The 24,520-nt window shown below is 61.6% G+C and carries 22 protein-coding genes; 10 read left to right on the top strand and 12 right to left on the bottom strand.

Features of this window, described 5'->3' with window-relative positions; translation table 11 throughout:
• The first annotated feature begins 70 nt into the window (after window positions 1-70).
• Window positions 71-463 carry a DUF4148 domain-containing protein gene (locus tag RAS12_RS22425; RefSeq protein WP_306941524.1) on the top strand — a complete coding sequence of 131 codons (393 nt, stop codon included), beginning with the start codon at window positions 71-73 and terminating at the stop codon, window positions 461-463.
• A 203-nt stretch (window positions 464-666) separates the two neighbouring features.
• Window positions 667-1,785, top strand: coding sequence for a saccharopine dehydrogenase family protein (locus RAS12_RS22420; RefSeq protein WP_306941522.1), 1,119 nt, complete (start codon window positions 667-669; stop codon window positions 1,783-1,785).
• Between the two features lie 27 nt (window positions 1,786-1,812).
• On the opposite strand, the gene glcC is transcribed toward RAS12_RS22420, so the two are convergent.
• Window positions 1,813-2,577, bottom strand: a complete 765-nt coding sequence (gene glcC / locus RAS12_RS22415; protein ID WP_306941520.1) for a transcriptional regulator GlcC — start codon at window positions 2,575-2,577, stop codon at window positions 1,813-1,815.
• A 238-nt stretch (window positions 2,578-2,815) separates the two neighbouring features.
• On the opposite strand from glcC, the gene RAS12_RS22410 reads away from it, so the two are divergent.
• The 3 genes from RAS12_RS22410 (at window position 2,816) to RAS12_RS22400 (ending at window position 6,831) form a co-directional block, all read left to right on the top strand.
• Entirely contained in the window at window positions 2,816-4,990 is a 2,175-nt protein-coding gene (locus RAS12_RS22410) for a malate synthase G (RefSeq protein WP_306941519.1), read from the top strand.
• A 115-nt stretch (window positions 4,991-5,105) separates the two neighbouring features.
• Entirely contained in the window at window positions 5,106-5,723 is a 618-nt protein-coding gene (locus RAS12_RS22405; protein ID WP_306941517.1) for a TetR/AcrR family transcriptional regulator, read from the top strand.
• Window positions 5,724-5,973: 250 nt separating this feature from the next.
• Complete coding sequence (locus RAS12_RS22400; protein WP_306941516.1) at window positions 5,974-6,831, top strand: cysteine hydrolase family protein; 858 nt, start codon at window positions 5,974-5,976, stop codon at window positions 6,829-6,831.
• A 76-nt stretch (window positions 6,832-6,907) separates the two neighbouring features.
• On the opposite strand, the gene RAS12_RS22395 is transcribed toward RAS12_RS22400, so the two are convergent.
• The 6 genes from RAS12_RS22395 to RAS12_RS22370 form a co-directional block, all read right to left on the bottom strand.
• A complete protein-coding gene (locus RAS12_RS22395) occupies window positions 6,908-7,495 on the bottom strand; it encodes a TetR/AcrR family transcriptional regulator (protein WP_306941514.1) in 588 nt (195 codons plus the stop codon).
• Between the two features lie 131 nt (window positions 7,496-7,626).
• Window positions 7,627-7,938, bottom strand: coding sequence for a DUF4148 domain-containing protein (locus RAS12_RS22390; protein WP_306941513.1), 312 nt, complete (start codon window positions 7,936-7,938; stop codon window positions 7,627-7,629).
• A 75-nt stretch (window positions 7,939-8,013) separates the two neighbouring features.
• Window positions 8,014-8,325, bottom strand: a complete 312-nt coding sequence (locus tag RAS12_RS22385; RefSeq protein WP_306941511.1) for a DUF4148 domain-containing protein — start codon at window positions 8,323-8,325, stop codon at window positions 8,014-8,016.
• 319 nt (window positions 8,326-8,644) lie between these two features.
• Window positions 8,645-9,601, bottom strand: coding sequence for a DUF3829 domain-containing protein (locus RAS12_RS22380; protein WP_306941509.1), 957 nt, complete (start codon window positions 9,599-9,601; stop codon window positions 8,645-8,647).
• Window positions 9,602-10,001: 400 nt separating this feature from the next.
• Window positions 10,002-10,523 carry a single-stranded DNA-binding protein gene (ssb, locus tag RAS12_RS22375; protein ID WP_306941508.1) on the bottom strand — a complete coding sequence of 174 codons (522 nt, stop codon included), beginning with the start codon at window positions 10,521-10,523 and terminating at the stop codon, window positions 10,002-10,004.
• Window positions 10,524-10,829: 306 nt separating this feature from the next.
• Window positions 10,830-12,014 (bottom strand): MFS transporter, encoded by a 1,185-nt coding sequence (locus RAS12_RS22370; RefSeq protein WP_306941505.1) that lies wholly within the window; start codon window positions 12,012-12,014, stop codon window positions 10,830-10,832.
• A 177-nt stretch (window positions 12,015-12,191) separates the two neighbouring features.
• On the opposite strand from RAS12_RS22370, the gene uvrA reads away from it, so the two are divergent.
• Entirely contained in the window at window positions 12,192-15,050 is a 2,859-nt protein-coding gene (gene uvrA / locus RAS12_RS22365) for an excinuclease ABC subunit UvrA (RefSeq protein ID WP_306941503.1), read from the top strand.
• A 56-nt stretch (window positions 15,051-15,106) separates the two neighbouring features.
• Window positions 15,107-15,769: a glutathione S-transferase family protein gene (locus tag RAS12_RS22360; RefSeq protein WP_306941500.1), complete on the top strand. Its 663-nt coding sequence runs from the start codon at window positions 15,107-15,109 to the stop codon at window positions 15,767-15,769.
• Window positions 15,770-15,774: 5 nt separating this feature from the next.
• Here the strand turns inward: RAS12_RS22360 and RAS12_RS22355 are convergent, their stop codons facing one another.
• From RAS12_RS22355 to RAS12_RS22345, 3 genes are read right to left on the bottom strand one after another with little or no spacing between them, the layout of a single operon-like run.
• Complete coding sequence (locus tag RAS12_RS22355; RefSeq protein ID WP_306951570.1) at window positions 15,775-16,902, bottom strand: deoxyguanosinetriphosphate triphosphohydrolase; 1,128 nt, start codon at window positions 16,900-16,902, stop codon at window positions 15,775-15,777.
• A gap of 24 nt (window positions 16,903-16,926) precedes the next feature.
• A complete protein-coding gene (aroB, locus tag RAS12_RS22350) occupies window positions 16,927-18,003 on the bottom strand; it encodes a 3-dehydroquinate synthase (RefSeq protein WP_306941499.1) in 1,077 nt (358 codons plus the stop codon).
• A complete protein-coding gene (locus tag RAS12_RS22345) occupies window positions 18,000-18,641 on the bottom strand; it encodes a shikimate kinase (protein WP_306941498.1) in 642 nt (213 codons plus the stop codon). Before RAS12_RS22345 ends, aroB begins: the two co-directional genes overlap by 4 nt.
• Window positions 18,642-18,755: 114 nt before the next feature.
• Between RAS12_RS22345 and RAS12_RS22340 the strand changes: the two genes are divergently transcribed.
• The gene (locus tag RAS12_RS22340; RefSeq protein WP_306941495.1) at window positions 18,756-21,206 is read left to right on the top strand and encodes a penicillin-binding protein 1A; all 2,451 of its coding nucleotides are present in this window, start codon (window positions 18,756-18,758) and stop codon (window positions 21,204-21,206) included.
• 51 nt (window positions 21,207-21,257) lie between these two features.
• On the opposite strand, the gene cyaY is transcribed toward RAS12_RS22340, so the two are convergent.
• Window positions 21,258-21,587, bottom strand: coding sequence for an iron donor protein CyaY (gene cyaY, locus RAS12_RS22335; protein WP_006216501.1), 330 nt, complete (start codon window positions 21,585-21,587; stop codon window positions 21,258-21,260).
• On the opposite strand from cyaY, the gene lptM reads away from it, so the two are divergent.
• Both lptM and lysA read left to right on the top strand, forming a co-directional pair.
• Window positions 21,538-21,801, top strand: coding sequence for an LPS translocon maturation chaperone LptM (gene lptM, locus RAS12_RS31080; RefSeq protein WP_371321216.1), 264 nt, complete (start codon window positions 21,538-21,540; stop codon window positions 21,799-21,801). The two genes, cyaY and lptM, sit on opposite strands and share 50 nt — an antisense overlap.
• Window positions 21,798-23,090, top strand: coding sequence for a diaminopimelate decarboxylase (gene lysA / locus RAS12_RS22330; RefSeq protein ID WP_306941493.1), 1,293 nt, complete (start codon window positions 21,798-21,800; stop codon window positions 23,088-23,090). The genes lptM and lysA overlap by 4 nt, the downstream gene beginning before the upstream one ends.
• A 55-nt stretch (window positions 23,091-23,145) precedes the next feature.
• On the opposite strand, the gene ccsB is transcribed toward lysA, so the two are convergent.
• Complete coding sequence (gene ccsB / locus RAS12_RS22325; protein WP_371321215.1) at window positions 23,146-24,513, bottom strand: c-type cytochrome biogenesis protein CcsB; 1,368 nt, start codon at window positions 24,511-24,513, stop codon at window positions 23,146-23,148.
• Between the last annotated feature and the right edge of the window lie 7 nt (window positions 24,514-24,520).

Genomic DNA, 24,520 nt, shown 5'->3' with positions numbered 1-24,520 from the left:
CAGCAAGCGAACCCCCAGCAATGACGCTAGTGGTTCGGATCCCAAGCTCACAAGACACTGGAGGTCTGCTATGAAAACCCTTGCAACCGCATTGATGCTGTCCATGACCGTTCTGGCCGCCGGCGCTCAAGCCGCTGAAGCCGACCAAACCGCCACCCGCGCTCAGGTCCAGGCCGAACTGCAACAAGCCAAGGTTTCGGGCCAATACACGTTCGGCGAAGAAGGCTACCCCGCCCCCATCGCCCAGAAGTCCAGCCTGACCTCGCAACAAGTGCAAGCTGAACTGGCCCAGGCCAAGACCGCCGGCGAAGTCACCTTCGGCAACCTGGACTACCCGCCCGTCGCCGCTGCTGAAACCGCCACGTCGCTGACGCGCGCTCAAGTGCAATCGCAACTGGCGCAAGCCAAGGCAGAAGGCCTGGTCACCTTCGGCAACATGGACTACCCCCCCATGGGCAGCTGATCCACGGGCCTGAACAGGCCGTGTCAGCCCCTGAAAAGCCCTTCGGCCACAAGCCGAAGGGCTTTGTTTTTGACGTTTCGACATCAAATTAAGTCATAACGACGTTAACTTAAACCGTTACGCCACTTTCGGATCTACAAATCGACACTGCTCGCGCATAGGATGAGGCCAACCCATCCCCCTTTGATTGCAGGAGCAGCATCATGTCCACCACCACCCGTCCCGTCGTACTGCTTGGCGCTGGAAAAATCGGTTTCGCCATCGCGCTGATGCTGGAACGCAGCGGCGACTATTCGGTACTGGTTGCTGACCAAGACCCCGCCCGTCTAGCCGTTGTTGCCGAGCTTGGCTGCGAAACCCGCCAGATCAGCGACGACGCCTCGGTGGCGCGCTGCATCGAAGGCGCCTATGCCGTAGTCAACGCCCTGCCATTTCATCGCGCGACAGCAGTCGCCGGTTTGTGCGCCCGTGCTGGCGTGCATTACTTCGATCTTACCGAGGACGTGGCCAGCACCCACGCCATTCAGGCGCTGGCGGAAAACGTACGCAGTGTGTTGATGCCGCAATGTGGTCTGGCACCCGGCTTCATCGGCATCGTGGGCAACGCTTTGGCTCGCCGCTTTGACACCTTGTTGGACCTGCGCATGCGCGTCGGCGCCCTGCCGCGCTACCCCTCCAACAGCCTGCGCTACAACCTGACGTGGAGCACCGAGGGCCTTATCAACGAGTACTGCAATCCTTGCGAAGCCATTGTCGACGGGCAATTGACCAGCGTACCGGCCTTGGAAGGCTACGAAACCTTTGCGCTGGATGGCGTGGAATACGAAGCCTTCAACACATCAGGCGGCCTGGGCACCTTGCCTGCCACCCTGCTTGGCCGCGCGCGCAATGTGGACTACAAGTCGGTGCGCTACCCCGGCCACTGCAACATCATGAAGCTGCTGCTCAATGATCTGCGCCTGCGTGACCGCCGCGATCTGCTGAAAGAAATTTTTGAATCCGCCATCCCCACTACCGAGCAGGATGTCATCGTCATTCAGGTGTCGGCTTCGGGCCATCGCCACGGCCGCCTGGAAGAAGAGTCCTACCCGATCCGTGTGTTCGGCGCAGATGTGGACGGCCACCGCTTGAGCGCCATTCAGTTGTCGACCGCGGCCGGTATTTGCGCCGCGCTGGATCTGGTGGCGCAGGGCGTGCTCGCGCAACAGGGATTCGTGGGCCAGGAAGCCATCGAACTGGACGCGCTGCTGAACAACCGCTTTGGCCGGATCTACGCGGGCAAGCCGCTGGCATTGGCCGGCAGCGCCATGGCCGACCGCTAAAGCAACACGCAGCTCGACCGCGCGGCGCTACGTCCACCCTTCAAGACGCAGCGTCGCGCGCACCAGGCGCTGTTCTTCCTGTTCGATATCGGACAGGCTCTGACGCACACTGTCCACATGGTCCGCTGCGGCCTTACGCGCCTGTTCGGGCTGTCGTCCGATCACCGCGTTGAACAGCCGGGTATGTTGCCGGTCAATCTGGCGTTTCTCGGGTTCGCGGTGGTAGAGATTGTTTACGCACGCGAATACCGATCCCAACAGCAGATCGGTCAGCGATTGCAGCGTGTGCACCAACACCGGATTGTGCGAGGCCTCGCAGATCGCCAGATGGAACGCGTGGTCCAGGTGCGCGTGCGTGGCGGTGTCCGTCGCAGTGCCTTGCGCGCTCACCATTTCGTCATAGCGTCGGCGGATCATGATGAAGTCCGCCTCAGTGCCGCGAATTGCAGCCAGCCGCGCCGATTCAGCCTCAAGCAGCGACCGCACCTCCAACAAGTCATATAGCGTGCGCGGCTGCGAGTTGAACAAGTGCATCAACGGGCCGGCGTCCACCTTCGAGATATGCGCCACATAAGAGCCCTTGCCCTGCGCGGTATGAATGATTTCGCGCGCCCGCAACAGCTTCAGGCCTTCGCGCAACGCGGTACGCGATACCCCAAGCTTTTCGGTCAAACGGCGCTCGGACGGCAGCGCCTGCCCGGCCTTGAGCACGCCATCCAGAATCAGACGCTCGATCCGTTCGGCCACCTCGTCCGCCACCTGGCGGGGCTTTTCTTCTGTTTCCGCGTACATGCGTTCTCCGGCCCAGTGGTATGACCATGCTCCTCATTGATTAGAGCAGTTTGACCAAGCCTCTGTAAGTAGCTGATATAGAAACATAAAAATCAGCGATTTGTCTGAAGCCGCGAACACAAACTGGTATGACCAGTGAGTTTTGATATAGACATTGCCGCGGACGCGAACGATGATGTCAGGACAGATTCGCCCGGCGCCCGGCGTCGGCCAGCCCTACTTACCGCTAGAGACCCGCATGACTCAACGCATCCAGCACCACGGCCTGCAAGTGGCGGCCAATCTCAACCAATTCATCGAACAAGAAGCCCTGGCCGGCTCCGGCCTGGACACCGACGCGTTCTGGCAAGGGTTTGCCGCGCTGGTCCATGACCTGGCGCCCAAGAACCGCGCACTGCTGGCCGAGCGCGACCGCCTTCAGGCCGAACTCGACGCCTGGCATCGCGCCCATCCGGGCCCTATCGCCGATCCGGCCGCATACCGCAAATTTCTGGAAAGCATCGGCTATCTGCTGCCGCAACCGGCCACGGTTCGCGCCACCACTGACAACGTCGATACCGAAATCTCGCAACAGGCTGGCCCGCAATTGGTCGTGCCGATGTCGAACCCGCGCTACGCGCTGAACGCCGCCAACGCGCGCTGGGGCAGCCTGTACGACGCGCTCTACGGCACCGACGCCATTCCCGCCACGCCCGGCGACACCGGCCGCGGCTATAACGCGGACCGTGGCGCAGCCGTCATCGCGCGCGCCCGCAGCTTTCTGGACACAGCCGCCCCGCTGGCCCAAGGCTCGCATGCCGATGCTCGCGGTTATACCGTTGAGGGCGGCCAACTGCGCGTCGCAACGGCAAACGGCGTCACCGGCCTGAAGGCCGCTACGCAGTTCGCGGGCTACCAGGGAGCGGCTGCCGCCCCCACGGCCATCCTGTTGAAAAACAATGGCCTGCACTTCGAAATCCAGATCGATCGCGCAAACAGCATAGGCAGCACCGATGCCGCAGGCGTCAAAGACGTGTTGGTGGAAGCCGCACTGACCACCATCATGGACTGCGAAGATTCCGTCGCGGCCGTCGATGCAGAAGACAAGGTCCACATCTATCGCAATTGGCTCGGCCTGATGCGTGGCGATCTGACAGAAGACGTCACCAAGGGCGGCAAGACCTTCACCCGCAAGCTCAACGCCGACCGCGACTACACGCGTCCCGATGGCACCGCGCTGACCCTGCATGGCCGGTCGCTGATGTTCGTGCGTAACGTGGGCCACTTGATGACCAACCCGGCCATCCTGGACCGCGACGGCCTTGAAATTCCCGAAGGCATTCTGGATGCTGTCGTCACCAGCCTGGCCGCGCTGCAAGATCGCAAGCACAAGCTGAATTCGCGCACCGGTTCGGTCTACATCGTGAAGCCCAAAATGCACGGCCCGGTCGAAGCCGCGTTCGCCAGCGAACTCTTCGATCGTGTTGAAGACCTGATCAAGGTACCGCGCAACACCCTGAAAATGGGCATCATGGACGAAGAGCGTCGCACCAGCATCAACCTGAAAGCCTGCATCGGCGCGGCCGCCTCGCGCGTGGCGTTCATCAACACGGGCTTTCTGGATCGCACCGGCGACGAAATGCACTCCAGCATGGAGGCCGGCCCGATGCTGCGCAAGGGCGACATGAAATCCACCGCCTGGATCACCGCTTACGAGCGCAACAACGTGCTTGTCGGGCTGGACACTGGCCTGCGCGGCCGCGCCCAGATCGGCAAAGGCATGTGGGCCATGCCGGACCTGATGGCGGCCATGCTGGAACAAAAAATCGCGCATCCCAAGGCTGGCGCGAACACGGCATGGGTGCCTTCGCCCACCGCCGCCACGCTGCACGCCCTGCACTACCACCAGATCGATGTCCAAGCCGTGCAGCAAGAGCTGGAACGCACCAAGCTCGACAGCGTTCGCGACGATCTGCTGGGCGGTCTCTTGACCGTGCCGGTTGGCGACCGGTCCAAGTGGTCCGCTACCGACATTCAACAAGAGCTGGACAACAACGTTCAAGGCATCCTCGGTTACGTGGTGCGCTGGATCGACCAGGGCGTTGGATGCTCCAAGGTGCCCGACATCCACAACGTGGGTCTGATGGAAGACCGCGCCACGCTGCGTATTTCCAGCCAGCACATCGCCAACTGGCTGCGTCATGGCGTGACCAATAAGGATCAGGTCATGGAAACGTTCAAGCGCATGGCCAAGGTCGTTGACGGCCAGAACGCGGGCGACGCGCTGTACCAGCCTATGGCCGGCAATTTCGATACCTCGCTTGCCTTTAAGGCTGCATGCGCGCTGGTGTTCGAAGGGCTGACGCAGCCCAACGGCTACACCGAACCGCTGTTGCACAAATACCGCCTGGAATTCAAAGCCGCGCAAGGCTGAATTACCTGAGATACCGTACCGGACCGGGCAGCCTTGGCTGCCCGGTTTTTTTATTCGTGCCAGACGTGAATTAAAGATTCACCAAATTTCGCACGTCCGTGCTAAATTTGCCGCCATGACAGCAAAAACCGAGAAAAGCGAACTGACCTTTGCGGCCATTGTGGACGCTGCCGTGGACATGGCAGCGGCGCAAGGCATGGAAAGCCTGTCGCTCGGCCAAGTCGCCAAGCACCTGGGGATCAGCAAAAGTGGCGTGTTTTCTCGCGTCGGGTCGCTAGAGGCGCTGCAACAGGCCGTGCTGGATGAATACGACCGCCGTTTCGTCGCCGCCGTCTTCACGCCCGCCATGGCGCATCCCCGCGGCCTGCCGCGCTTGAACGCGCTGGTCTCGCTGTGGATCGAACGCGCCAGCAACGTAGAACTGCTGACAGGCTGCATCTATGTCGCCGGCGCCTTCGAGTACGACGATGTGGAATCTCCCATCCGGGCAGTGCTGGAAAGCAACCTCAGGCGCTGGCGCGGCGCGATGGTGCGCACGGTGAATCAGGCTTTGGAAGCTGGCCATCTACGCCCTGACACTGACGCCGAGCAGCTCGTGTTCGAGGTCTACAGCCTGATGATCGGCCTGATGCACGACGCCCGTTTTCTACGGGACCCCAAAGCGCCTGCGCGAGTCCGCGCCGCCTACGAACGGCTGATTTCCACTTACCGCAGCTTTAAGTACCTGGAGTAGTCCCCATTCCGGGCCGGCAATCGCTGGCCTTTTCTTGCAACTAATTTCGCACGGTCGTGCGAATATCGTTCGGAGTTTGCCATGTGGATCGCCACCGCAATCGTTGCCTTCGCTACCCTTGCCTACCTATGGCGCCAATGGAGCGCGTTGCTTCGGCAATTGCCCAACTGCGCGGCTCATCTCGTGCTGTTCTAGTGACCGCGAGCCTTCCGGTCTATATTCTTCCGGGATATCCCCACCGAATTTCGCCATGCCGCGCTCCATCCATCTACTGCTCGTCGATCCGCAAAATGACTTCTGCGATCTGCCCGAGACTTATCTGCCGCCCGACCCGCTAACTGGACAACTCACCCGGCCCTCACTGCCGGTCTCGGGCGCGCACGCCGACATGCAGCGTCTGGCGCGCTTTATCGATGCGACCGCATCCGCGCTGACGTCCATCACGGTGACGCTTGATACCCACCACCGCCTGGACATCGCCCACCCGACCTTCTGGGCCACCGGTGACGGCCAGCCGGTGGAACCCTTCACGCCCATCACCGCTGCGCAGGTGCGCGCCGGGGCCTTTCTTCCGCGCCACGCGGACGACCTGCCGCGCACCATGTCCTATCTGGCCGAACTTGAGGCACGCGGCCGCTATACGTTGATGGTGTGGCCGGTTCATTGCGAGATCGGGACGTGGGGCCACAACGTGCACGCGGACGTGCGGGCGGCATACAGCCGCTGGGAAGACGATGGCCAGTTCATCGTGCGCAAGGTGCCCAAAGGCACGAATCCCTGGACCGAGCATTACAGCGCGCTGATGGCCGAAGTTCCAGATGCCGATGATCCGCGCAGCCAACTCAACCGGGGCTTGGTCGATTCGCTGGACCGCGCAGAACTCATCGTGATCGCGGGTGAAGCCGGCAGCCATTGCGTCAAGGCAACCGTGGAACACCTGGCCGAACATCTGCCGGGCGGGAATCTCTCACGCATTGTGCTGCTGACCGACTGCATGAGCCCCGTCGCTGGATTCGAAGATGCGCAGACCACCTTCCTGCAACGCATGCGCGACCTGGGCGTGCAGGAACGTACCAGCGTGGATATGGCGCGGGCCCTGCAGGTCTGAATCTTGAAATGACAACGGCCGCCTTGCACATGCAGGCGGCCGTAGTGGTGAAGCGCTCGCGTAAGCGAGCTGCCCGTCAGGCGGATTTGCCAGCCTTGTCGCACTCGACATACAAGGTGCTGATCGCTTCGCACAGCGCAGGCGGCTGCTGAAACAAGCGAGACACGAGCAGGCAGCCCTGCACGGTCGCAAACACGGCGCGGCCCGCAGCTTCGGACGTGCCCGAAAATTTCAAACTTCCTTGCGCGGCGCCTTCGGCCAACACACGCGCCAGCCACACTTCATGCGCGCGGAAGAAGCCTTGCAATGCGCCGCGTACGCGATCGGACAGGCTCATGATATCGGCCGCGAGCATGCCGCCCAAGCAGAGTTCGCCAGAGCCACAGGCGCGCGACTCCATCATCGACAGGTATTGCTCAAGCTGCTCCTGCGCGGGCAGCGCCGTATCAATGGCTCGCACCGAACCCAGCGCGCGTGCGCTATAGGCCTCGACCGCCTCGTACAGCAGGTCGTCTTTGCCCGGAAAGTAATAGTGAATGCTGGACGTCTTTACGCCCACATGTTCAGCCAGGTCTCGATAGCTGAAACCATTGCAGCCGCGTGTGCGGATCAACTTCTCGGCGTGGGCCAGAAGCAGTTCGCGGGTCGTGTTGGGAGTGTCCATGGCTGAATATTACCTACTAATAGGTCGGTTCGTCATCGGTGGCCGCCCTAAGCAAGCGGGCCGGAACGCCCGTGCGAACCCCGGCCGGAAAACTTTCCGCCCCCCGGGGTTCGCATGTGCCGGCATCCTGTTTAGCCTTGCACGGGCGGGTATTGCAGCTCGCCGCTTTCGGTCAGGCCTTGTGCACGGGCGGCAGCCAGTTCTTGCTGCACCTGAGCGCGCGTCTTCTCGCCGGTAGTGGCAGCGGTCAGCGTCGTGGCGGCATAACCTTCTTCGCCGGATACCAGTTGGCCTTGAGCACGAGCAGAAGCCAGCTCTTGTTGCACTTGGGCGCGGGTTACCGAGCTCTGCGTGTTCAGTGCGGGCGGGTAATCCAGTTCACCGGCTTGAGCGGCGCCAATGAACGAGGCGGACAAAATCAGGGCGGATACGAGGGTCTTCATGGTTGATCTCCAGATTGGATCGATGTGGGTTGGATGGAACGCTATCTATGACTAGATAGATAAAGAGTCAAAAATTCAGCCTTGAACGGGCGGGTAATCCAATTCACCGCTTTCGGTCAAACCTTGAGCACGGGCGGCGGCCAATTCTTGCGTCACTTGGGCGCGGGTCTTGTTGCTGGTGCTGGCAGAAGCGAAAGCCGTGGCGGCATAACCTTCTTCACCGGACACGAGTTCACCGTTGGCGCGGGCCGCTGCCAGTTCTTGCTGTACTTGGGCGCGGGTAACAGTGCTTTGGGTGTTCAGGGCGGGCGGATAGTCCAGCTCGCCAGCTTGGGCGGCGCCAATGAACGAGGCGGACAGGATCAGGGCGGATACGAGGGTCTTCATGGTTGATCTCCAGATAACGATTTCAAAGTGAGTTTCGATTAAACTATCTACTTATAGGTAGACAGCTAGATAAATAAAAAAGCGGTCCTACTGTATTTCTGGCTTCGGCGTCTGGCGGTTTGTTTGGTTCGCTGCGTCGATGGATGAATCTTACCTACTACTAGATAGATAGCGCAATAGACTTTAGTGAAACGAAATATTTCCGCGTGGTAATTGCAGACTCCTTGCGGAAACCGTAAGGCCGCATGGAGTCTGCTTTGTAAGCGGCCTGGACACCAAAGTCACAGGCAGCCAAGCCTAAGAGACTACTCAGGGCAAATCAGCAGCGCCGCTGGTTGAAGGTAGTGATCATGTTGGAAAAATTCTGGCGCAACCGGGACCCATCACTGTCCATGGTGCTGGTAAGGGCAAAACCCTTGGGCTTGCCGTACGTGCCGTCAGCAGAATGCTCCAGCACCGTGCGGCCCGCAGCGAGGTATCCGTTGATGTGGCTACTGCAACCGGACAAATCGCTTTTGGGACCCGTTTTGTCGTACCCCAACGCCATCTCATTCATGCTGTCCAGCGCCTGCTTGAACGCGGCCTGCCGCTCTCCCAGTCCAGTGCCCTCAAAAATGCCATCGGCTTCGGCCAGACTGGCTTTGCCGTAGTAGACCAGCCCAGCGCGGTAGTAGTTGAACGTGTCTTTTTCGGCGGCGGTGAAGGTTGCCTTGACGTTGGCCAGATCTTTTTCAGACATACCCCGGAAAAACGCGGCCTCGGTTTTGGCCGCTTCGGTCAAGGCCGCGACATAGGCCGGACTCTTCTCTCGCGCCAGCGCTCCGTTATCTGCCATATAGGCCCGCGAGCTGGCGTAGTTCGCCAATTCCCGGCTGAGGGGCGCCAGGGTACCCAAGGCTTCCGAAAAAGCTTTGGCCGGGCCATCGAGCTCGGCGATGGCCACGTCCTGCTCCAGGGCCTTGTCCAGCCTTGCCTTGACGCGGTCCACATGGCCATCGGTCTGGACGGCAAAACTCTTCAGCGGTTCGCCACTCTTGAGTTCGGGCAGCGCGTACTGCTCATATTTCCCCAGCATCTCTCCGAAAGACGAGGTAATGCTGTTGGCCGCATCCACGTAGCTGTTGTACTTGGTGATTTCGGCCTGGGCAGAGCTCGATTTGGCGGCAGCAGCGGCAGCAGGAGCAGCCTGTGATTTGGCATCGTCATCGCCGCAACCGGCCAGCATCACACCAGCGCTCAAAACCAGAGACAAGCCAAGAATGCGAGGTAAAAACATGTACTGCCTTCCTTTGTGCAAGTTGCAACACATGGCCAGCAGGTAGTAGATCTGCCAGAACGAATGTGCCGCGAACGACGGCAAGCCACGCGCCGCTGAAGTCTGGCGTAGCTGATCGTCTGGGAATCGATGGAGTCCGTTTCGCGAACGCCATGGGTACAGCTCAGTACCCAGCGGAAACGGTAACGCCTGGAGGGCACGCCGGTTCTAGGATCAATCCGAAATCCCGCATACAGCAGGGGCGAATTGTCTGAAAGTGGCGGCTAGAAGTGATTAGCCGCGATTTTGGGGAAAGCACCTGAATGCGCTATCCCGCTATTCATTCGCGCAAATGACAAAGCCCTCGCATTGCGAGGGCTTTGTAGCGAAGGACGCGTGATAAACGCGTCACAGGCGTGAATCAGAACGGAATATCGTCGTCCATATCCGCCAGATTGGCGCCGCTGCTGGCCGGAGCTGCTGCGGGGGCCGGACGCTGTTGCGGCGCCGGGCGTTGCGCCGGGGCGCGTTGTTGTTGCGGACGCGACGGAGCGTCGTCGTAACCGCCGCCGCCGCCGTAGCTTGCGCCACCGCCACCGCCGTCTTCGCGGCCACCCAGCATTTGCATCTGGTCGGCAACGACTTCGGTGCTGAAGCGGTCAGCGCCGGTGTCCTTGTCTTGCCACTTGCGCGTCTTCAGACGGCCTTCGATGTAGACCGAACGGCCTTTCTTCAGGTATTCGCCGGCGATTTCAGCCAAGCGGTTGTACATGACGACGCGGTGCCATTCGGTTTCTTCGCGCTTTTCGCCGCTGGCCTTGTCCTTCCAGGACGAGGTCGTGGCAATGGACATATTGCAGATTGCCGCCCCGTCCGGGCTGTAGCGAACTTCCGGGTCACGTCCCAGATTGCCCACGAGTATGACTTTGTTAACCGATGCCATGCCGATGTCCCTCTGTTGTTGACAGCCTGCGCCTGTGCGTTGCCGCGAGCGCGCCAGCAACAACATAAAAAGCGATGTTGAAGACCGGCTTCATGAAACACGCCGGTCATCGTAGCGATGACCGGCGATGCCGTTGAAGCCCTATTTGGTACGTATTATCGACGAAAAGCGTCCGCCACGCCAAATGGGAAGAGTGACAAAGCTGCCCGGTCCTGGAAACGGATTTCCCGGCTGTTGGCAGCAGTTCACGACCCAATCAGCGACTTTCCGACCCATGTCGGGGACGCATCCCCCGGGGAGGCAGCTTCAGGCCAGTGGCCTGAGCGCCCAAGTAACAGCCAGCCAGATTGCCGACAGGATGGCAGCGCCCACGAAGACCGCGCTGGCCCCTGAATGCGACGCCAGCCAGCCACCCAGCGCACCACCGGCGAACAGGCCAGCCGCCTGGGCGGTGTTGTAGAAACCCAGCGCCAAGCCCTTGTACGCCTGCGGCGCCACTCGGGACACCAGCGATGGCTGCAAGGCTTCCAACACGTTGAAAGCTACGAAAAAGCCGGTCAACGCGATGGCCAGCGTGTAAAAACCGTGGCTGGCCGCAGGCAGCAAGGCGCACACCAGCACCAGCCCCGCAACCGCGGCACGCAATGCGCCGCGATGCGCGCGGCGCTTTTCCGCCACGAACACCACCGGCACCATCAGCACGAAGGACACCAGAATGACCGGCAGATAAACCTTCCAGAGCTCACGCGCGTCCAGGCCGCCCACCTTGGCCAGCAGCGCAGGCACGACGACAAACAACGACACCTGGATCAAATGCAGTACGAAAACGCCGAAATTCAAGCGCAACAGGTCGCGATGAGTCAGCACTGACCGCGGATTCGCGGCCTGCATGGTGCGGGCCTGGGTGCGCGGCACCACCGGCACGACCCAGCGCGCCACGCCCAGGCAGATGACGCCCAGACAGGCGATGGTCCAGAACAGGCCTGACAGGCCCCACCACCCCACCAGCACGGGCGACAACACCAGCGACACCGCAAACGAAAGACCAATCGACCCGCCAACCATCGCCATGGCACGCGTGCGCACTTCGTCCCGGGTAGCGTCGGCCAGCCAGGCGGTGACCGCGGCGGAAATGGCGCCCGCCCCCTGGATGGCGCGGCCAATGGTGATCCAATACACATCAGTCGCCTGCGCACAGACGATACTGCCGGCCACGAACAGCAGCAGACCGAACAGCACGACCGGACGGCGCCCCCAGCGGTCGGACGCCATGCCGAAGGGAATCTGCATAAAGGCCTGAGTCAGCCCATACATGCCCAGCGCCAGCCCGACGCGTGCCGGGTCATCCCCGCCCGGCATACCGGCCGCTGCGACGGCAAACACCGGCAGCAGCAGGAACAGGCCCAGCATCCGCGCGGCAAACAGGCCGGCCAGCGCGACGCTGGCGCGGCGTTCGGAAGGGGTCAATTTCAGTTTGATGTCTGCCGGCATGCGGAAATTTCAACAATGACAAGGGCGCGCCCGCGTGGTTGTCACACGTGCGCGGTCTGATCTGGCGAAGCGGCGCCGGCCCCCGGGTCAGCCCAACTTCAAGGACTACCCCAAACGCAAGGGGGATCGGCGCGCTATAGTACCAAGTTGGCCTTTGAAACCGCTTAAAAGAGCCCGATGGACGCGATACGCATTCGGGGTGCACGCACCCACAACCTTAAGAACGTCTCGCTGGACCTGCCGCGCCACAAACTGGTGGTCGTCACCGGCTTGTCCGGCTCGGGCAAGTCTTCGCTGGCGTTTGACACGCTGTACGCGGAGGGCCAACGACGTTACGTAGAAAGCCTTTCTGCCTACGCCCGCCAATTTCTGCAGCTGATGGACAAGCCGGACGTGGACCTGATCGAAGGCCTGTCACCGGCCATTTCGATCGAGCAAAAGGCTGCGGGGCACAACCCGCGCTCCACGGTCGGCACCATCACCGAAATCCACGACTACCTGCGGCTGCTCTACGCGCGGGTGGGCACGCCCTATTGCCCGGACCACGGTCTGCCGCTGCAAGCGCAAAGCGTCAGCCAGATGGTGGACGCGGTGCTGGGCTGGACGCCCGAGACGCGCCTGGCTGTGCTGGCGCCCATTGCGCGCGGCAAGAAAGGCAGCTTTGAAGACGAATGCGCCAGCCTGCAAGCGCAGGGTTATGTCCGCCTGCGGGTTGACGGGCAACTGGTGGAAATCGACGGCATGGCGCCGTTAAAGAAAACCGAAAAACACGACATCGATGTCGTGATCGACCGGCTGCGCATCAAGCCCGAAAGCAAGCAGCGTCTGGCAGAGAGCTTCGAAACGGCCTTGCTGCTGGCCGACGGGCGCGCGCTCGCGCTGGACATGGACAGCGAACGCGAGCAGGTCTTCTCCAGCCGCTATGCCTGCCCGGTGTGCAGCCACAGCCTGCCCGAGCTGGAACCGCGGCTGTTCAGTTTCAATAACCCGATGGGCGCCTGCCCCAGTTGCGACGGCATCGGTCAGGTGGGTTTCTTTGACCCGAAACGCGTGGTCGCCTTCCCGGAACTCAGTCTCTCCGCCGGTGCCATCCGTGGCTGGGACCGCCGCAATGCCTTCACGCATTCGCTGTTGACGAGCCTGGCCGCGCATTACGAATTCGATATCGAAGCCCCCTACGAAGAGCTCCCCGAAGCGCTGCGCGACAAGGTGCTGTACGGCTCGGGCGAAGAAGAAATCTCTTTCCTTTATCTGAACGAAAAAGGCCGCAGCACCGTCAAGCGCCACACCTTCGAAGGCGTCATCCCGAACCTGGAACGCCGTTGGCGCGAAACCGATTCGGCGACCGTGCGTGAAGAGCTGGGCAAGTACCGCAACATCAAGACTTGCCCGGACTGCGCCGGTTCGCGGCTGCGCCCGGAAGCGCGCAACGTGCTGATTGGCCATGACCCGCGCGGCGGCGAACGCCACGGCCAGGCAATCTACGAAGTCGAAGCCATGCCGCTGTCGACCTGCCTGACGTGGTTCCGAGACCTGAATCTGACGGGCGCCAAACAAGAGATCGCGCAGCGCATCGTGCGTGAGATCGAGGCGCGACTGAGCTTTCTGAATAACGTCGGTCTGAACTATCTGTCGCTGGACCGCAGCGCCGATACGATCTCGGGCGGTGAAGCGCAGCGCATCCGGCTGGCCAGCCAGATCGGTTCGGGCCTGACCGGCGTGATGTACGTGCTGGACGAACCGTCCATCGGCTTGCACCAGCGTGACAATGATCGTCTGATCGGCACCCTTCAACACCTGCGCGACCTGGGCAACAGCGTCATCGTCGTCGAGCACGATGAAGACATGATCCGCATGGCCGACTGGGTCGTGGACATGGGGCCGGGCGCGGGCGAACACGGCGGCGAAGTGGTGGCCCAGGGCGATCCTGAAACCGTGCAGCGCGATCCCAATTCCCTCACCGGCCAATACCTGAGCGGCGCGCGCGAGATCGCGATCCCTGCGCGACGCCCCGTCAACGACGAACTGCCTTGGCTGACCCTGACCGGCGCCAGCGGGAACAACCTGAAAGACGTGGAACTGCGCCTGCCTGCGGGCCGCCTGGTCTGCGTGACAGGCGTGTCCGGTTCCGGCAAATCGACGCTGATCAATGACACGCTGGCAGTCGCCGTGTCGCGCCAGCTGCATCATGCGCAAAGTGAACCCGCCCCCTACGTATCGATGCTGGGGCTGGAGAACTTCGACAAGATCATCAGCGTCGACCAAAGTCCCATCGGCCGCACCCCGCGCAGCAACCCCGCCACCTACACCGGCCTGTTCACGCCCATCCGCGAATTGTTCGCGGGCGTGCCCGAAGCGCGCACCCGCGGCTACGATCCTGGCCGCTTCAGCTTCAACGTCAAGGGCGGCCGATGCGAAGCCTGCCAGGGCGATGGCGTGGTCAAGGTCGAGATGCACTTCCTGCCCGACATGTACGTCCCCTGCGACGTCTGTCACGGCAAGCGCTACAACCGTGAAACGCTGGAAATCCGCTATCGCGGACGCAACATCAGCGAAGTGCTGGACCTGACGGTGGAACAGGCGCTGGAATATTTCGAATCCGTGCCGGCCATTTCCCGCAAGCTGCATACCCTGATCGATGTCGGTCTGTCTTATATTCGCCTGGGCCAAAGCGCGACCACGCTGTCGGGCGGTGAAGCGCAACGCGTCAAGCTGTCGCAAGAGCTGTCGCGCCGCAGCACGGGACGCACGCTGTACATCCTGGACGAGCCCACCACAGGCTTGCATTTCCGCGATATCGAGCTACTGTTGCAAGTGCTGAATCAGTTGGTCGACAGCGGCAACACCGTGCTCATCATTGAACACAATCTGGACGTCATCAAAACCGCCGACTGGCTCATCGACATGGGTCCGGAAGGTGGCGATGGCGGCGGTTACGTGGTGGCCCAAGGCACACCGGAAGATGTAGCGGCCACGCAAGCAAGCCACACCGGGCAGTACCTGGGCAAGCTGCTGCGCCGCAATCTCAGCAGGTAGATCGGCAACAACACAAACAAGTCGATTCAGGCATTCAACGCGTAGGGGAAAGCAGCATGTACACCTTGATCATCGGCAACAAGAATTACTCTTCCTGGTCTTTGCGTCCGTGGATCGCGCTGCGCGCCACGGGCGTCGCGTTCACGGAACAAAAACTTGGGTTTTTCACCGAGGAATTCTCGCGCCGGGTGGGCGCCGTATCTCCCGCAGGGCTGGTCCCGGTGTTGCTGGACGGCGACTTCGCAATCTGGGATTCACTGGCCATCTGCGAATACGTCGCCGAACACCATCCAGAAGCGGGCCTGTGGCCGCAAGCCCCGAAGGCACGCGCTCGTGCGCGTTCTTTGGCCGCACAGATGCACAGTGGTTTTGGCGCCTTGCGCCAGGCCCTGCCGATGAATGTCGAAGCGCACCTGCCCGGAATCACCATCCCGGAAGCCGCGCAAAAGGACATTTCGCGCCTGCATGCCATCTGGCATGACACGCGCGCCGAATTTGGCCAAGGCGGTCCATTCCTGTTCGGCGCATTCTCTATTGCCGATGCCTTCTTCGCACCGGTCGTTTCGCGTTTCGCCACCTATGGCATCACTGCCACCGGTACGGTGCGCGACTACATGGACGCTGTCCTGGCCTTGCCTGCCATGCAGGACTGGATGCGGGATGCGCGCGCTGAAGCCACCTTCGTCCCCGAAGACGAACCCTACCGCAAGCATCGGTAGGACGGTTACGCCATCTCGAACAGGCGCTTGTGTTCGCGGATGGCGTAACGGTCTGTCATGCCGGCGATGTAATCGGAAATCGCGCGCGCTTGCTCATTGAAGCCTGCGCGTCGGTAATCCGGCGGCAACAGGCGCGGATCATCCAGAAATGCCGAGAACAACTCACGCACGATGCGGCGCGCCTTGGTGCTCATGCGCAATACGCGGTAGTGCCGGTACAGGTTGTCGAACAGGAATTTCTTCAGGGCATCGGCCTCGCGGCGGATCTCGTCTGAAAACCCTGCCAAAGGCGGCGCACGCCGCACATCATCCACACTGGCCGGCGCTGCATCGCGAATGCGCGCAAGCGAAGTCTGCGTCAGGTCGACGATCAGCGTATTGATCATGCGCCGTATGGTCTCAGCCACCGCGCGGCGCGAAGCCAGGCCCGGATACCGGTCCAGCACCGCCGCGTGATGACGCTCAAAGATCGACACGTCCTGTAGTTGATCCAGCGTGATCAGTCCGGACCGCAAGCCATCGTCGATATCGTGATTGTTGTAGGCCACCTCGTCCGCAAGGTTGGCCAATTGCGCTTCCAGCGAAGGCTGCATGCGCGTCAGAAAGCGTTCGCCTACATCGCCCAACTGGCGCGCGTGCGCAGCCGAGCAGTGCTTCAAAATGCCTTCCCGAGTTTCAAAGCACAGGTTCAAACCATTGAAGTCCGCATAGCGTTCTTCCAGTTCATCCACCACGCGCAGGCTTTGCAGATTGTGCTCGAAGCCGCCTGCCTCGGGCGCCAGTTCGCGCATGCAGGCGTTCAGCTCGTCCTGGCCAGCGTGGCCGAACGGTGTGTGGCCCAGGTCATGCGCCAGCGAAATCGCTTCGGTCAGGTCTTCCGACAGCCCCATGCTGCGAGCCAGCGTGCGCGCAATCTGTGCCACTTCCAGGCTATGCGTCAGCCGGGTACGGAACAGATCGCCTTCATGGTTCACAAAGACCTGGGTCTTGTATTCCAAACGGCGAAACGCGCCGGAATGCACGATGCGGTCCCGGTCGCGCTGAAACTCGGTTCGATTTTCCGGCGGCGGCTCTGCGCAGGCTCGCCCGCGCGATTGAGACGGGTCGGATGCGTAGGAAGCCAATTCTTTCATCTGCAACACCGTCTCTCCTGGCGTTTACTGGGTGGTGCGGGCCAACACGGCGCGCACAGCATCATCGGGAGCTGCCCGGGTGATTGCCTCACCAATCCGGGTCATCAGCACGTAGCGGATTTCGCCGCCTTCCGTTTTCTTGTCGACCTGCATCAGATCCAGCCAACGGTCCGCGCCCAGATCGGGCGCCACCGCCGGGCAGCCAATGGCGGTCACGAGCGCGCGTACACGCTCCACATCCGCCCGGTCAAAACCCGCCACATCGGCGGACAGCTCGGCTGCCTGCACCATGCCGCAACCCACGGCCTCGCCGTGCAGCCAGGCGCCGTAACCCAGTCCGGACTCGATCGCATGGCCAAAGGTATGGCCGAGGTTCAAGATGGCCCGCAACCCAGATTCGCGCTCATCCTTGCCCACCACCTGCGCCTTCAGTTCACAAGACCGGCGGATGGCATACGTGACGGCCTGGGAATCCAGCGCGCGCAGTTTTTCGGCATTGACCTCGCACCACGTCCAGAAGTCCGGGTCCAGGATCAGGCCGTACTTGATCACTTCGGCCAGCCCCGCAGACACTTCGCGCGCGGGCAACGTATTGAGCACGTCGGTATCGATTTCCACCGCCAGCGGCTGATAGAACGCGCCGATCATGTTCTTGCCCAGCGGATGATTGACGGCCGTCTTGCCGCCGACGGACGAATCCACCTGCGCCAGCAGCGTCGTTGGGACTTGCAGAAAACGCACGCCACGCATGTACACGGCAGCTGCAAAACCCGTCATGTCGCCGATCACGCCGCCCCCCAACGCCACCAGCACACAGCGGCGGTCCAGGCGGTGGGTCAGCAAGGCGTCAAATATCAGATTCAGCGACTGCCAGTCTTTATAGGCCTCGCCGTCCGGCAGTTCGATCCGCAGCACCCGTTTGCCCGTGCGCGCCAAGGCGGCTTCGGCCCGTTCGCCATATAGCGCCGCAACCGTGGGATTGGTGACCACGGCGATCGCTGTGGCGTCGGCGGGAATGCACTGGTCCAGGGCATCCAGGCGGCCAGGACCGATGTGGATCGGATAGCTTCCGCCCGGGGTATCGACGTCAACAACGTTCATATGCGCTTCTCAAAGGCTTGTAATTGCGGCAGCAGCGCCTTGACGAGGGTGTGGATGGGCATCGAGCCGGTTTCCACTACCAGGTCCGCTACTTCTTTATAGAGGGGTTCCCGCAGGGTCATCAGGTCCCGCAGCGTGCCGCGGGGGTCCGCAGTGGCCAGCAAGGGGCGGTTCCGGTCGCGGCAAGTTCTGCGGAACAATTCGTCCACGCTGGCTCTCAAATACACGACAATGCCCCGTTCGTGCAGCCGCTGACGATTTTCGGCCGCCAGGATCGCGCCGCCACCCGTGGCAAGAATAATGTTGCGCCGTTGGGTACACTCTTCCAAAGCGGCGGACTCCCGGCGACGAAAACCGGCTTCGCCCTCGATTTCGAAGATTACCGGCACCCGCACGCCGCAACGCGCCTCGAGCTCATGATCCAAATCCATAAACTCGCGCCCCAACGCACGCGCCAGACTACGGCCGATGGTCGTCTTGCCGGCTCCCATCATCCCAACCAGGAAGACGGGCAGGTCGTGCGGCAACGACACGGTTTTGCCTGTGCACTCCAGGGCGCAAGGCAAGTTTTCATGCGCCTCGTCGGAGGGCACTGGGTCCGGGTCAGCCTCCGGACATGAGTGAGCGGAAAAGTTCATGACGGCATTATCACATCTGCCGCCAGTTGCCCGCGCACCACACTGAACAATCTTGTTACAGAAACCGATACCCCGCACCGAGGCGGGACCGGAGTTACCCGTAAAATCGCCGCGATGAGCAAGCCCCAGAATTCCTCCAAGAACGACAAACCCGCCAAGAGCGGCTCCCCGATACTGCGATTCTTCGTAAAAACCGGCATCCTCTGTGCCGGCCTGTTCCTGTGCGGCGTGCTGCTGGCAGGAATGGCGTTGGCGCTGGCCTGGCCCAATCTGCCAGACCTGAATGCCATGACGGACTATCGCCCACGGGTGCCGCTGCGCGTCTATACGGCAGATCGCGTCCTGATCGGCGAATTTGGCGAAGAACGCCGCAACGTGCTGCGCTTCAATGAAATCCCGGACGTCATGAAGTCTGCGGTGCTGGCAGCCGAAGACGACCGCTTCTATCAGCACGGCGGGATCGACTGGACCGGCGTGGTGCGGGCTGGCCTGACCAACCTGATCAACATGTCGAAGACGCAGGGCGCCAGCACGATCACCATGCAGGTCGCGCGCAACTTCTACCTGTCGTCCGAGAAAACGTACTCGCGCAAGTTCTATGAATTGCTGCTGACGTTCAAGATCGAGTCCGAGCTCACCAAGGACCAGATCCTTGAGCTCTACATGAACCAGATCTACCTGGGCCACCGCGCCTATGGTTTCGCCGCGGCGTCCCGCACCTACTTCGGCAAGCCGCTGTCGGAAGTGACGCCTGCCGAAGCCGCCATGCTGGCCGGTATTCCGAAGGCGCCCTCGCGCTTCAACCCGATTTCGAACCGCCCCCGCGCAGAATTGCGCCAGCGTTACGTGCTGGGCCGCATGCAATCGCTGGGCTACCTGACCGAACCCGAATACAAGCAGGCGATGGCGCAGCAAATCGTCATGAAGTCGGCGGAAGGCACCCCGGCCGGCGGCTACTCCATCCATGGCGAATACGTGGCCGAACTGGCGCGCCAGCTGCTGTTCAACGTGTACCAAGACAACGTCTACTCGCGCGGCATCAATATCTACACCACCGTGCAGTCCAAGGACCAGGAAGCGGCCTATCGCGCCGTGCGTGAAGGCGTGCTGGAATACACGCGCCGCGCGCCCTACCCCGGCCCCGAAGAACAACTGGACCTGCCCCCGGGCACCGAGAACAACCCGGCAGCGCTGGATGAGTTCCTGGACGGTGTGTTCGATAAGTTCAGCGACAGCGGCGACCTGCTGACGGCGCTGGTGCTGTCTGCCAGCCCGACTGAAGTCAAACTGGCCCGCAGTTCGCGCGAAGTCATCACCGTTACCGACAAGAAAGTGCTGGGCGTCGTAGCCCGCGCGCTGAACGACAAGGCCAAGCCAGAGCAACGCATCAAGCGCGGCTCGGTCGTCTATATCCGCAAGTTCGGCGACAACTGGGAAATCATCAACCTGCCCGCAGTGCAGGCAGCGTTTGTGGCCTTGTCGCCGCAAGACGGCGCCATTCGCGCCATGGTCGGCGGATTCGACTTCTACCGCGGCAACTTCAACCGCGTGACGCAGGCATGGCGCCAGCCGGGCTCGAACATCAAGCCCTTCATTTACGCCGCCTCGCTGGAACGCGGTCTGACCCCGGCCACGCAGATTTCGGACCAGCCGTTTGAGCTGACCGCCGCGCAAACCGGCTCCAAGGCCTGGAACCCGAAGAACTACGGCAATCAGTACGAACCCATGCTGACCTTGCGTCAGGGTCTGTACAAGTCGAAGAACATGGTGTCGATCCGCATCTTGCAGGCCATTGGCCCGCAGTACGCGCAGGACTACCTGACCCGCTTTGGCTTTGACAAGGCCCGCCAGCCAGCGGTGCTGCCGCTGGCCCTGGGCGCAGGTTCGGTCACGCCCCTGCAGCTGGCCGGCGCGTTCTCGGTATTCGCCAACGGCGGCTATCGTGTCACGCCCTACCTGATCGACCGCGTTACCGACAGCAACGGCAAGGTCATCATGCAGTCCAAGCCGGTCGTGGCTGGCGACGCAGCCGCACGCGCCATCGATCCGCGCACCGCCTGGGTCATGGACGACATCCTGCGCGGCGTTGCTACTTTCGGCACTGCGGCACGCGCCCGCGTCCTGCTCAAGCGCAACGATATCGCCGGCAAGACGGGTACGACCAATGAATCCGTCGACGCCTGGTTCTCGGGCTACACCCCCTCGCTGGTGGCCACCTCGTGGCTGGGCTTTGATCAGCCCAAGTCGCTGGGTTCGCGTGAAACCGGCGGCGGCGTGGCCATGCCAATCTGGGTCGATTACATGCAGGAAGTGCTCAAGGGCGTGCCGGAAGAAAAGCCGCGCCCTCGTCCTGACGGCATCATCGTGGAAAACGGCGAGTTCTATTTCTCGGAATTTCCGCCTGGGCAAGCGGTGGCCCGTTTAGGGCTGGCCGAGGCCGATACCTTGGGTGAATTCCTGCACGGTCTGGGCACAAGCAACAGCAACGAAGACACCAAGATCAAGGTCGCCCCGGGTGTAGGTACGCAAAGCAACACGCCCTGGTCGCAGAAGATTCCGTTCTGATGCGAAAAGGCCGGCCCTGATAGGCCGGCCTTCTTTTGTCTGCCGCCGTGTTTACAGTTTGAGCGTCACAGGGACACCGGCAGCAGCGGAACAAATTTGCGACAGCGCATCCGGTAATTGAGGACCGCCTCGGGTATCGTTCCAATGTTGGCCATCGTAACGGTAGTGAAAGCCGCCGCTACGCGCAGCAACCCACAGTTCCTGCATAACGGCCTGGCTGTTCACCACGACGTGGGTATTGTCTTCAAATACCATCGTCAACACATTACCGCTGCGGCTGGTTTCAACATCGACGTCGAGCGAAGCCGCCCAGTCATCGGCCTGGCTTTCGATGCTATCCAGCACCTGGTCGATCAACGCAAGAAATTCGGTTTCGGTCATAATCGAGCCTGCAAGAATTACGGAGTTCCCAGTGTTCCAATTGGCATTCAGCCGCATGGCTTTCCGCATTGTAGCCACGCTCTTGGCCTCCGGCATGGTTACCGCCTGCGGGTACAAAGGGCCTTTGTATATGCCGACGCCTGATGGCAAGCCGCCGTCGGGTCCGCAGAAAAACGTGCCGCCCCCCATTCCGCCGGTCCAGTCACTGCCATGACCGCCCCTTTCCCTGCGCTGCCCGAGCTGGCTGGCCAGCCGTACTTCCAGTATCGCAACAATGTGCTGTACGCGGAAGACGTGCCCTTGGACCATCTGGCCGGTCAACTGGGAACGCCGCTCTACGTGTACTCACGCGCGGCACTCAAGGCAGCCTGGGAAACCTACCGTAGCGCCATCGGGCAACGTCCCGTCCTGGTTTGCTATGGCATGAAGGCCAATTCCACCCTGGCCGTGCTGAAGGAATTCGCACGCTTGGGCGCTGGCTTCGATATCGTGTCTGGCGGCGAACTCAAGCGCGCGCTTGCGGCGGGCGCAGATTCATCCAAGATCGTATTTTCTGGCGTCGGCAAGCAAGCCTGGGAAATGCGCGACGCGCTCGCGGCCCAAGTGAAGTGCTTCAACGTCGAATCCGAAGCCGAACTGCACCGATTGTCGGAGGTGGCTCTGGACCTGGGCGTGCGCGCGCCGGTATCGCTACGCGTTAACCCGGATGTAGATGCGCAGACCCATCCGTATATCTCTACGGGCCTGAAAGAAAACAAATTCGGTATCGCCATCGAATCGGCGCTGGACGCCTATCGCGTGGCGCAATCGCTTCCGGGGCTGGATATCGTGGGAGTGGATTGCCACATCGGCTCCCAACTTACCGATATCACCCCCTATTTCGACGCCCTGGAAAAGCTGCTGGACCTGATCGAAAAACTGGATCAGACCGGCATCAGGATCAAGCATCTGGACCTTGGCGGAGGTCTGGGCATCCGCTACACGGATGAAACGCCCCCGTCGCCCAAGGCGCTGCTGGATCGTGTGTTTGAACGCCTGAACGCCCGTGGTCAGGGCCATCTGCAACTGGTGCTGGAACCGGGCCGGTCGCTGGTCGGCAACGCGGGCGTGCTGCTCACCACGGTCCAATACCTGAAGCACGCCGAAGCGCGCAATTTCGCCATCGTCGATGCCGCCATGAACGACCTGCTGCGTCCCGCCCTCTACGAGGCGTTTCATGGGGTCCGCGCCCTGCGCCCCCGTGCAGGCAAACCCACCGAATACGACATCGTCGGCCCCGTGTGCGAAAGCGCCGACTGGCTGGCCAGGCAGCGCCTGCTGACCCTTGAACAAGGCGATGTGCTGGCGGTGGAATCGGCCGGCGCCTACAGCATGGCCATGGCCAGCAACTACAACACGCGCACCCGGGCGGCCGAAGCCATGGTCGATGGCGACAAGTACTACGTGGTGCGCCAGCGTGAAACGCTGGACGATTTGCTACGCGGCGAATCCACTCTGCCTTGAATTCCTGAGCAACAAAAAAAGGCCCCTAGGGGCCTTTGTTGTTGATGCGGCGAACTTACAGCTGTCCGTACGAGTGCAGCCCGGACAGGAACATGTTCACGCCCAGGAAGGCAAAGCCCGTAATCAACAGACCCATCAGCGACCAGTAGGCGGCCATCGTGCCGCGCAGGCCCTTGATCAGCCGCATATGCAGCCAGGCGGCGTAGTTCAGCCACACGATCAGCGCCCAGGTCTCTTTGGGGTCCCACTGCCAGTACGCGCCCCAGGCGTCCGCCGCCCAAAGCGCGCCCAAAATCGTGGCGACCGTGAAGAAGGCGAAGCCGATCGCAATCGCCCGATACATGATGTCGTCCAGCACTTCCAACGACGGCAGAGCTTCGGCAATACGGCGACGCCCCAGCAGGATTGCACCCACAATCACCGCACCCACCCCGAAATACAGCATCCAGGTGGCCGACAGCCCATCGGTGCGGAACACCATCGGCTCGGCGCACAGCAGCACGCCCAAAATGAACAACGGCGCCAGCTTGGCCCACGACGTAGTCTGTCCGTGTTGCTTGACCAGGTAGGCAAAACCCACCATCGCCGCCAGCGAGAACGTGCCGTAGCCGATGAAATTGGCTGGCACGTGCAGCTTCATCCACCAGCTCTTCAAGGCGGGCACCAAGGGCTGGATCTGCCCGGCGTCGCGTGTAAATGAATACCAAAGCAGGAACACCACGGCCGACGACACCACCAGCAGCACAAAACCGCCCAGCGCGCGCGTAGCGTACTTGCGTTCGTAATACAGGTAGAACAACGCCGTGATCAGCGAAAACAGCACAAACACTTCGTACAGATTGCTGACCGGAATATGGCCCAGATCAGGGCCCATCAAGTGCCCTTCGCGCCAACGTACCAGCAAACCCGTCACACCCGCGAAGACGGCGCCCCAAGTCAGCGCCGTACCCAGCCAGGCGGCCGTGGGGCTGAACACGCCGATCCAATAGCAGATCATCGCTATCACGAACAACGCGCTCATCCACAGAATGGCGGATTGCGAAGAGAACAGGTACTTCAGGAAGAAGACCTGTTCAGCGCGGGCCAAATCGTTGCCATACAGCATCAGCGCCAGCCCGGCCGAGATCGCACAGGCAATCATCAAATGACGCAACGGGCGCCACAACCAGCCCAGCCAAGCCACTGCGGGTACAGCGCCGCAGAGAATGAGCTTCTCGTAGTAGTCCATGGCGTCGCCGTGCCGAGTCAGCGCGTAACCCGCGCCCACCGCCAGCAACAGGAAAAAGACGACGTCGGTCCAATCGGGCATGCCGCGCCTGGCGCGGCTGTCGCCCGTTTCAGACAGGCTGTCTTGCCAGAGCGTTTCCGGCGAAGCGGCCATCGATTCCGGCGGCGAGGGATGCGTAGTGGTGGTCGTGGACATAAAAACC

Origin of the sequence: Achromobacter seleniivolatilans (assembly GCF_030864005.1) — a bacterium.
In the GTDB taxonomy this organism is placed as follows: domain Bacteria; phylum Pseudomonadota; class Gammaproteobacteria; order Burkholderiales; family Burkholderiaceae_B; genus Achromobacter; species Achromobacter seleniivolatilans.
Note: the sequence above shows the minus strand (reverse complement) of the source record. Positions and strands in the feature narration are given on the sequence as shown.

Excerpts from the sequence above, each read along its gene's own strand:
- aroB (WP_306941499.1), bottom strand. The coding sequence starts at position 18,003 with ATGAACGTTGTTGACGTCGATACCCCGGGCGGAAGCTATCCGATCCAC.
- RAS12_RS22390 (WP_306941513.1), bottom strand. The coding sequence starts at position 7,938 with ATGAAGACCCTCGTATCCGCCCTGATTTTGTCCGCCTCGTTCATTGGC.
- RAS12_RS22410 (WP_306941519.1), top strand. The coding sequence starts at position 2,816 with ATGACTCAACGCATCCAGCACCACGGCCTGCAAGTGGCGGCCAATCTC.
- ccsB (WP_371321215.1), bottom strand. The coding sequence starts at position 24,513 with ATGTCCACGACCACCACTACGCATCCCTCGCCGCCGGAATCGATGGCC.
- RAS12_RS22380 (WP_306941509.1), bottom strand. The coding sequence starts at position 9,601 with ATGTTTTTACCTCGCATTCTTGGCTTGTCTCTGGTTTTGAGCGCTGGT.
- glcC (WP_306941520.1), bottom strand. The coding sequence starts at position 2,577 with ATGTACGCGGAAACAGAAGAAAAGCCCCGCCAGGTGGCGGACGAGGTG.
- lptM (WP_371321216.1), top strand. The coding sequence starts at position 21,538 with ATGCTATCCAGCACCTGGTCGATCAACGCAAGAAATTCGGTTTCGGTC.
- RAS12_RS22400 (WP_306941516.1), top strand. The coding sequence starts at position 5,974 with ATGCCGCGCTCCATCCATCTACTGCTCGTCGATCCGCAAAATGACTTC.
- RAS12_RS22370 (WP_306941505.1), bottom strand. The coding sequence starts at position 12,014 with ATGCCGGCAGACATCAAACTGAAATTGACCCCTTCCGAACGCCGCGCC.
- RAS12_RS22340 (WP_306941495.1), top strand. The coding sequence starts at position 18,756 with ATGAGCAAGCCCCAGAATTCCTCCAAGAACGACAAACCCGCCAAGAGC.
- RAS12_RS22405 (WP_306941517.1), top strand. The coding sequence starts at position 5,106 with ATGACAGCAAAAACCGAGAAAAGCGAACTGACCTTTGCGGCCATTGTG.
- uvrA (WP_306941503.1), top strand. The coding sequence starts at position 12,192 with ATGGACGCGATACGCATTCGGGGTGCACGCACCCACAACCTTAAGAAC.
- ssb (WP_306941508.1), bottom strand. The coding sequence starts at position 10,523 with ATGGCATCGGTTAACAAAGTCATACTCGTGGGCAATCTGGGACGTGAC.
- cyaY (WP_006216501.1), bottom strand. The coding sequence starts at position 21,587 with ATGACCGAAACCGAATTTCTTGCGTTGATCGACCAGGTGCTGGATAGC.
- RAS12_RS22355 (WP_306951570.1), bottom strand. The coding sequence starts at position 16,902 with ATGAAAGAATTGGCTTCCTACGCATCCGACCCGTCTCAATCGCGCGGG.
- RAS12_RS22360 (WP_306941500.1), top strand. The coding sequence starts at position 15,107 with ATGTACACCTTGATCATCGGCAACAAGAATTACTCTTCCTGGTCTTTG.
- RAS12_RS22395 (WP_306941514.1), bottom strand. The coding sequence starts at position 7,495 with ATGGACACTCCCAACACGACCCGCGAACTGCTTCTGGCCCACGCCGAG.
- RAS12_RS22420 (WP_306941522.1), top strand. The coding sequence starts at position 667 with ATGTCCACCACCACCCGTCCCGTCGTACTGCTTGGCGCTGGAAAAATC.
- RAS12_RS22385 (WP_306941511.1), bottom strand. The coding sequence starts at position 8,325 with ATGAAGACCCTCGTATCCGCCCTGATCCTGTCCGCCTCGTTCATTGGC.
- RAS12_RS22425 (WP_306941524.1), top strand. The coding sequence starts at position 71 with ATGAAAACCCTTGCAACCGCATTGATGCTGTCCATGACCGTTCTGGCC.
- lysA (WP_306941493.1), top strand. The coding sequence starts at position 21,798 with ATGACCGCCCCTTTCCCTGCGCTGCCCGAGCTGGCTGGCCAGCCGTAC.
- RAS12_RS22345 (WP_306941498.1), bottom strand. The coding sequence starts at position 18,641 with ATGAACTTTTCCGCTCACTCATGTCCGGAGGCTGACCCGGACCCAGTG.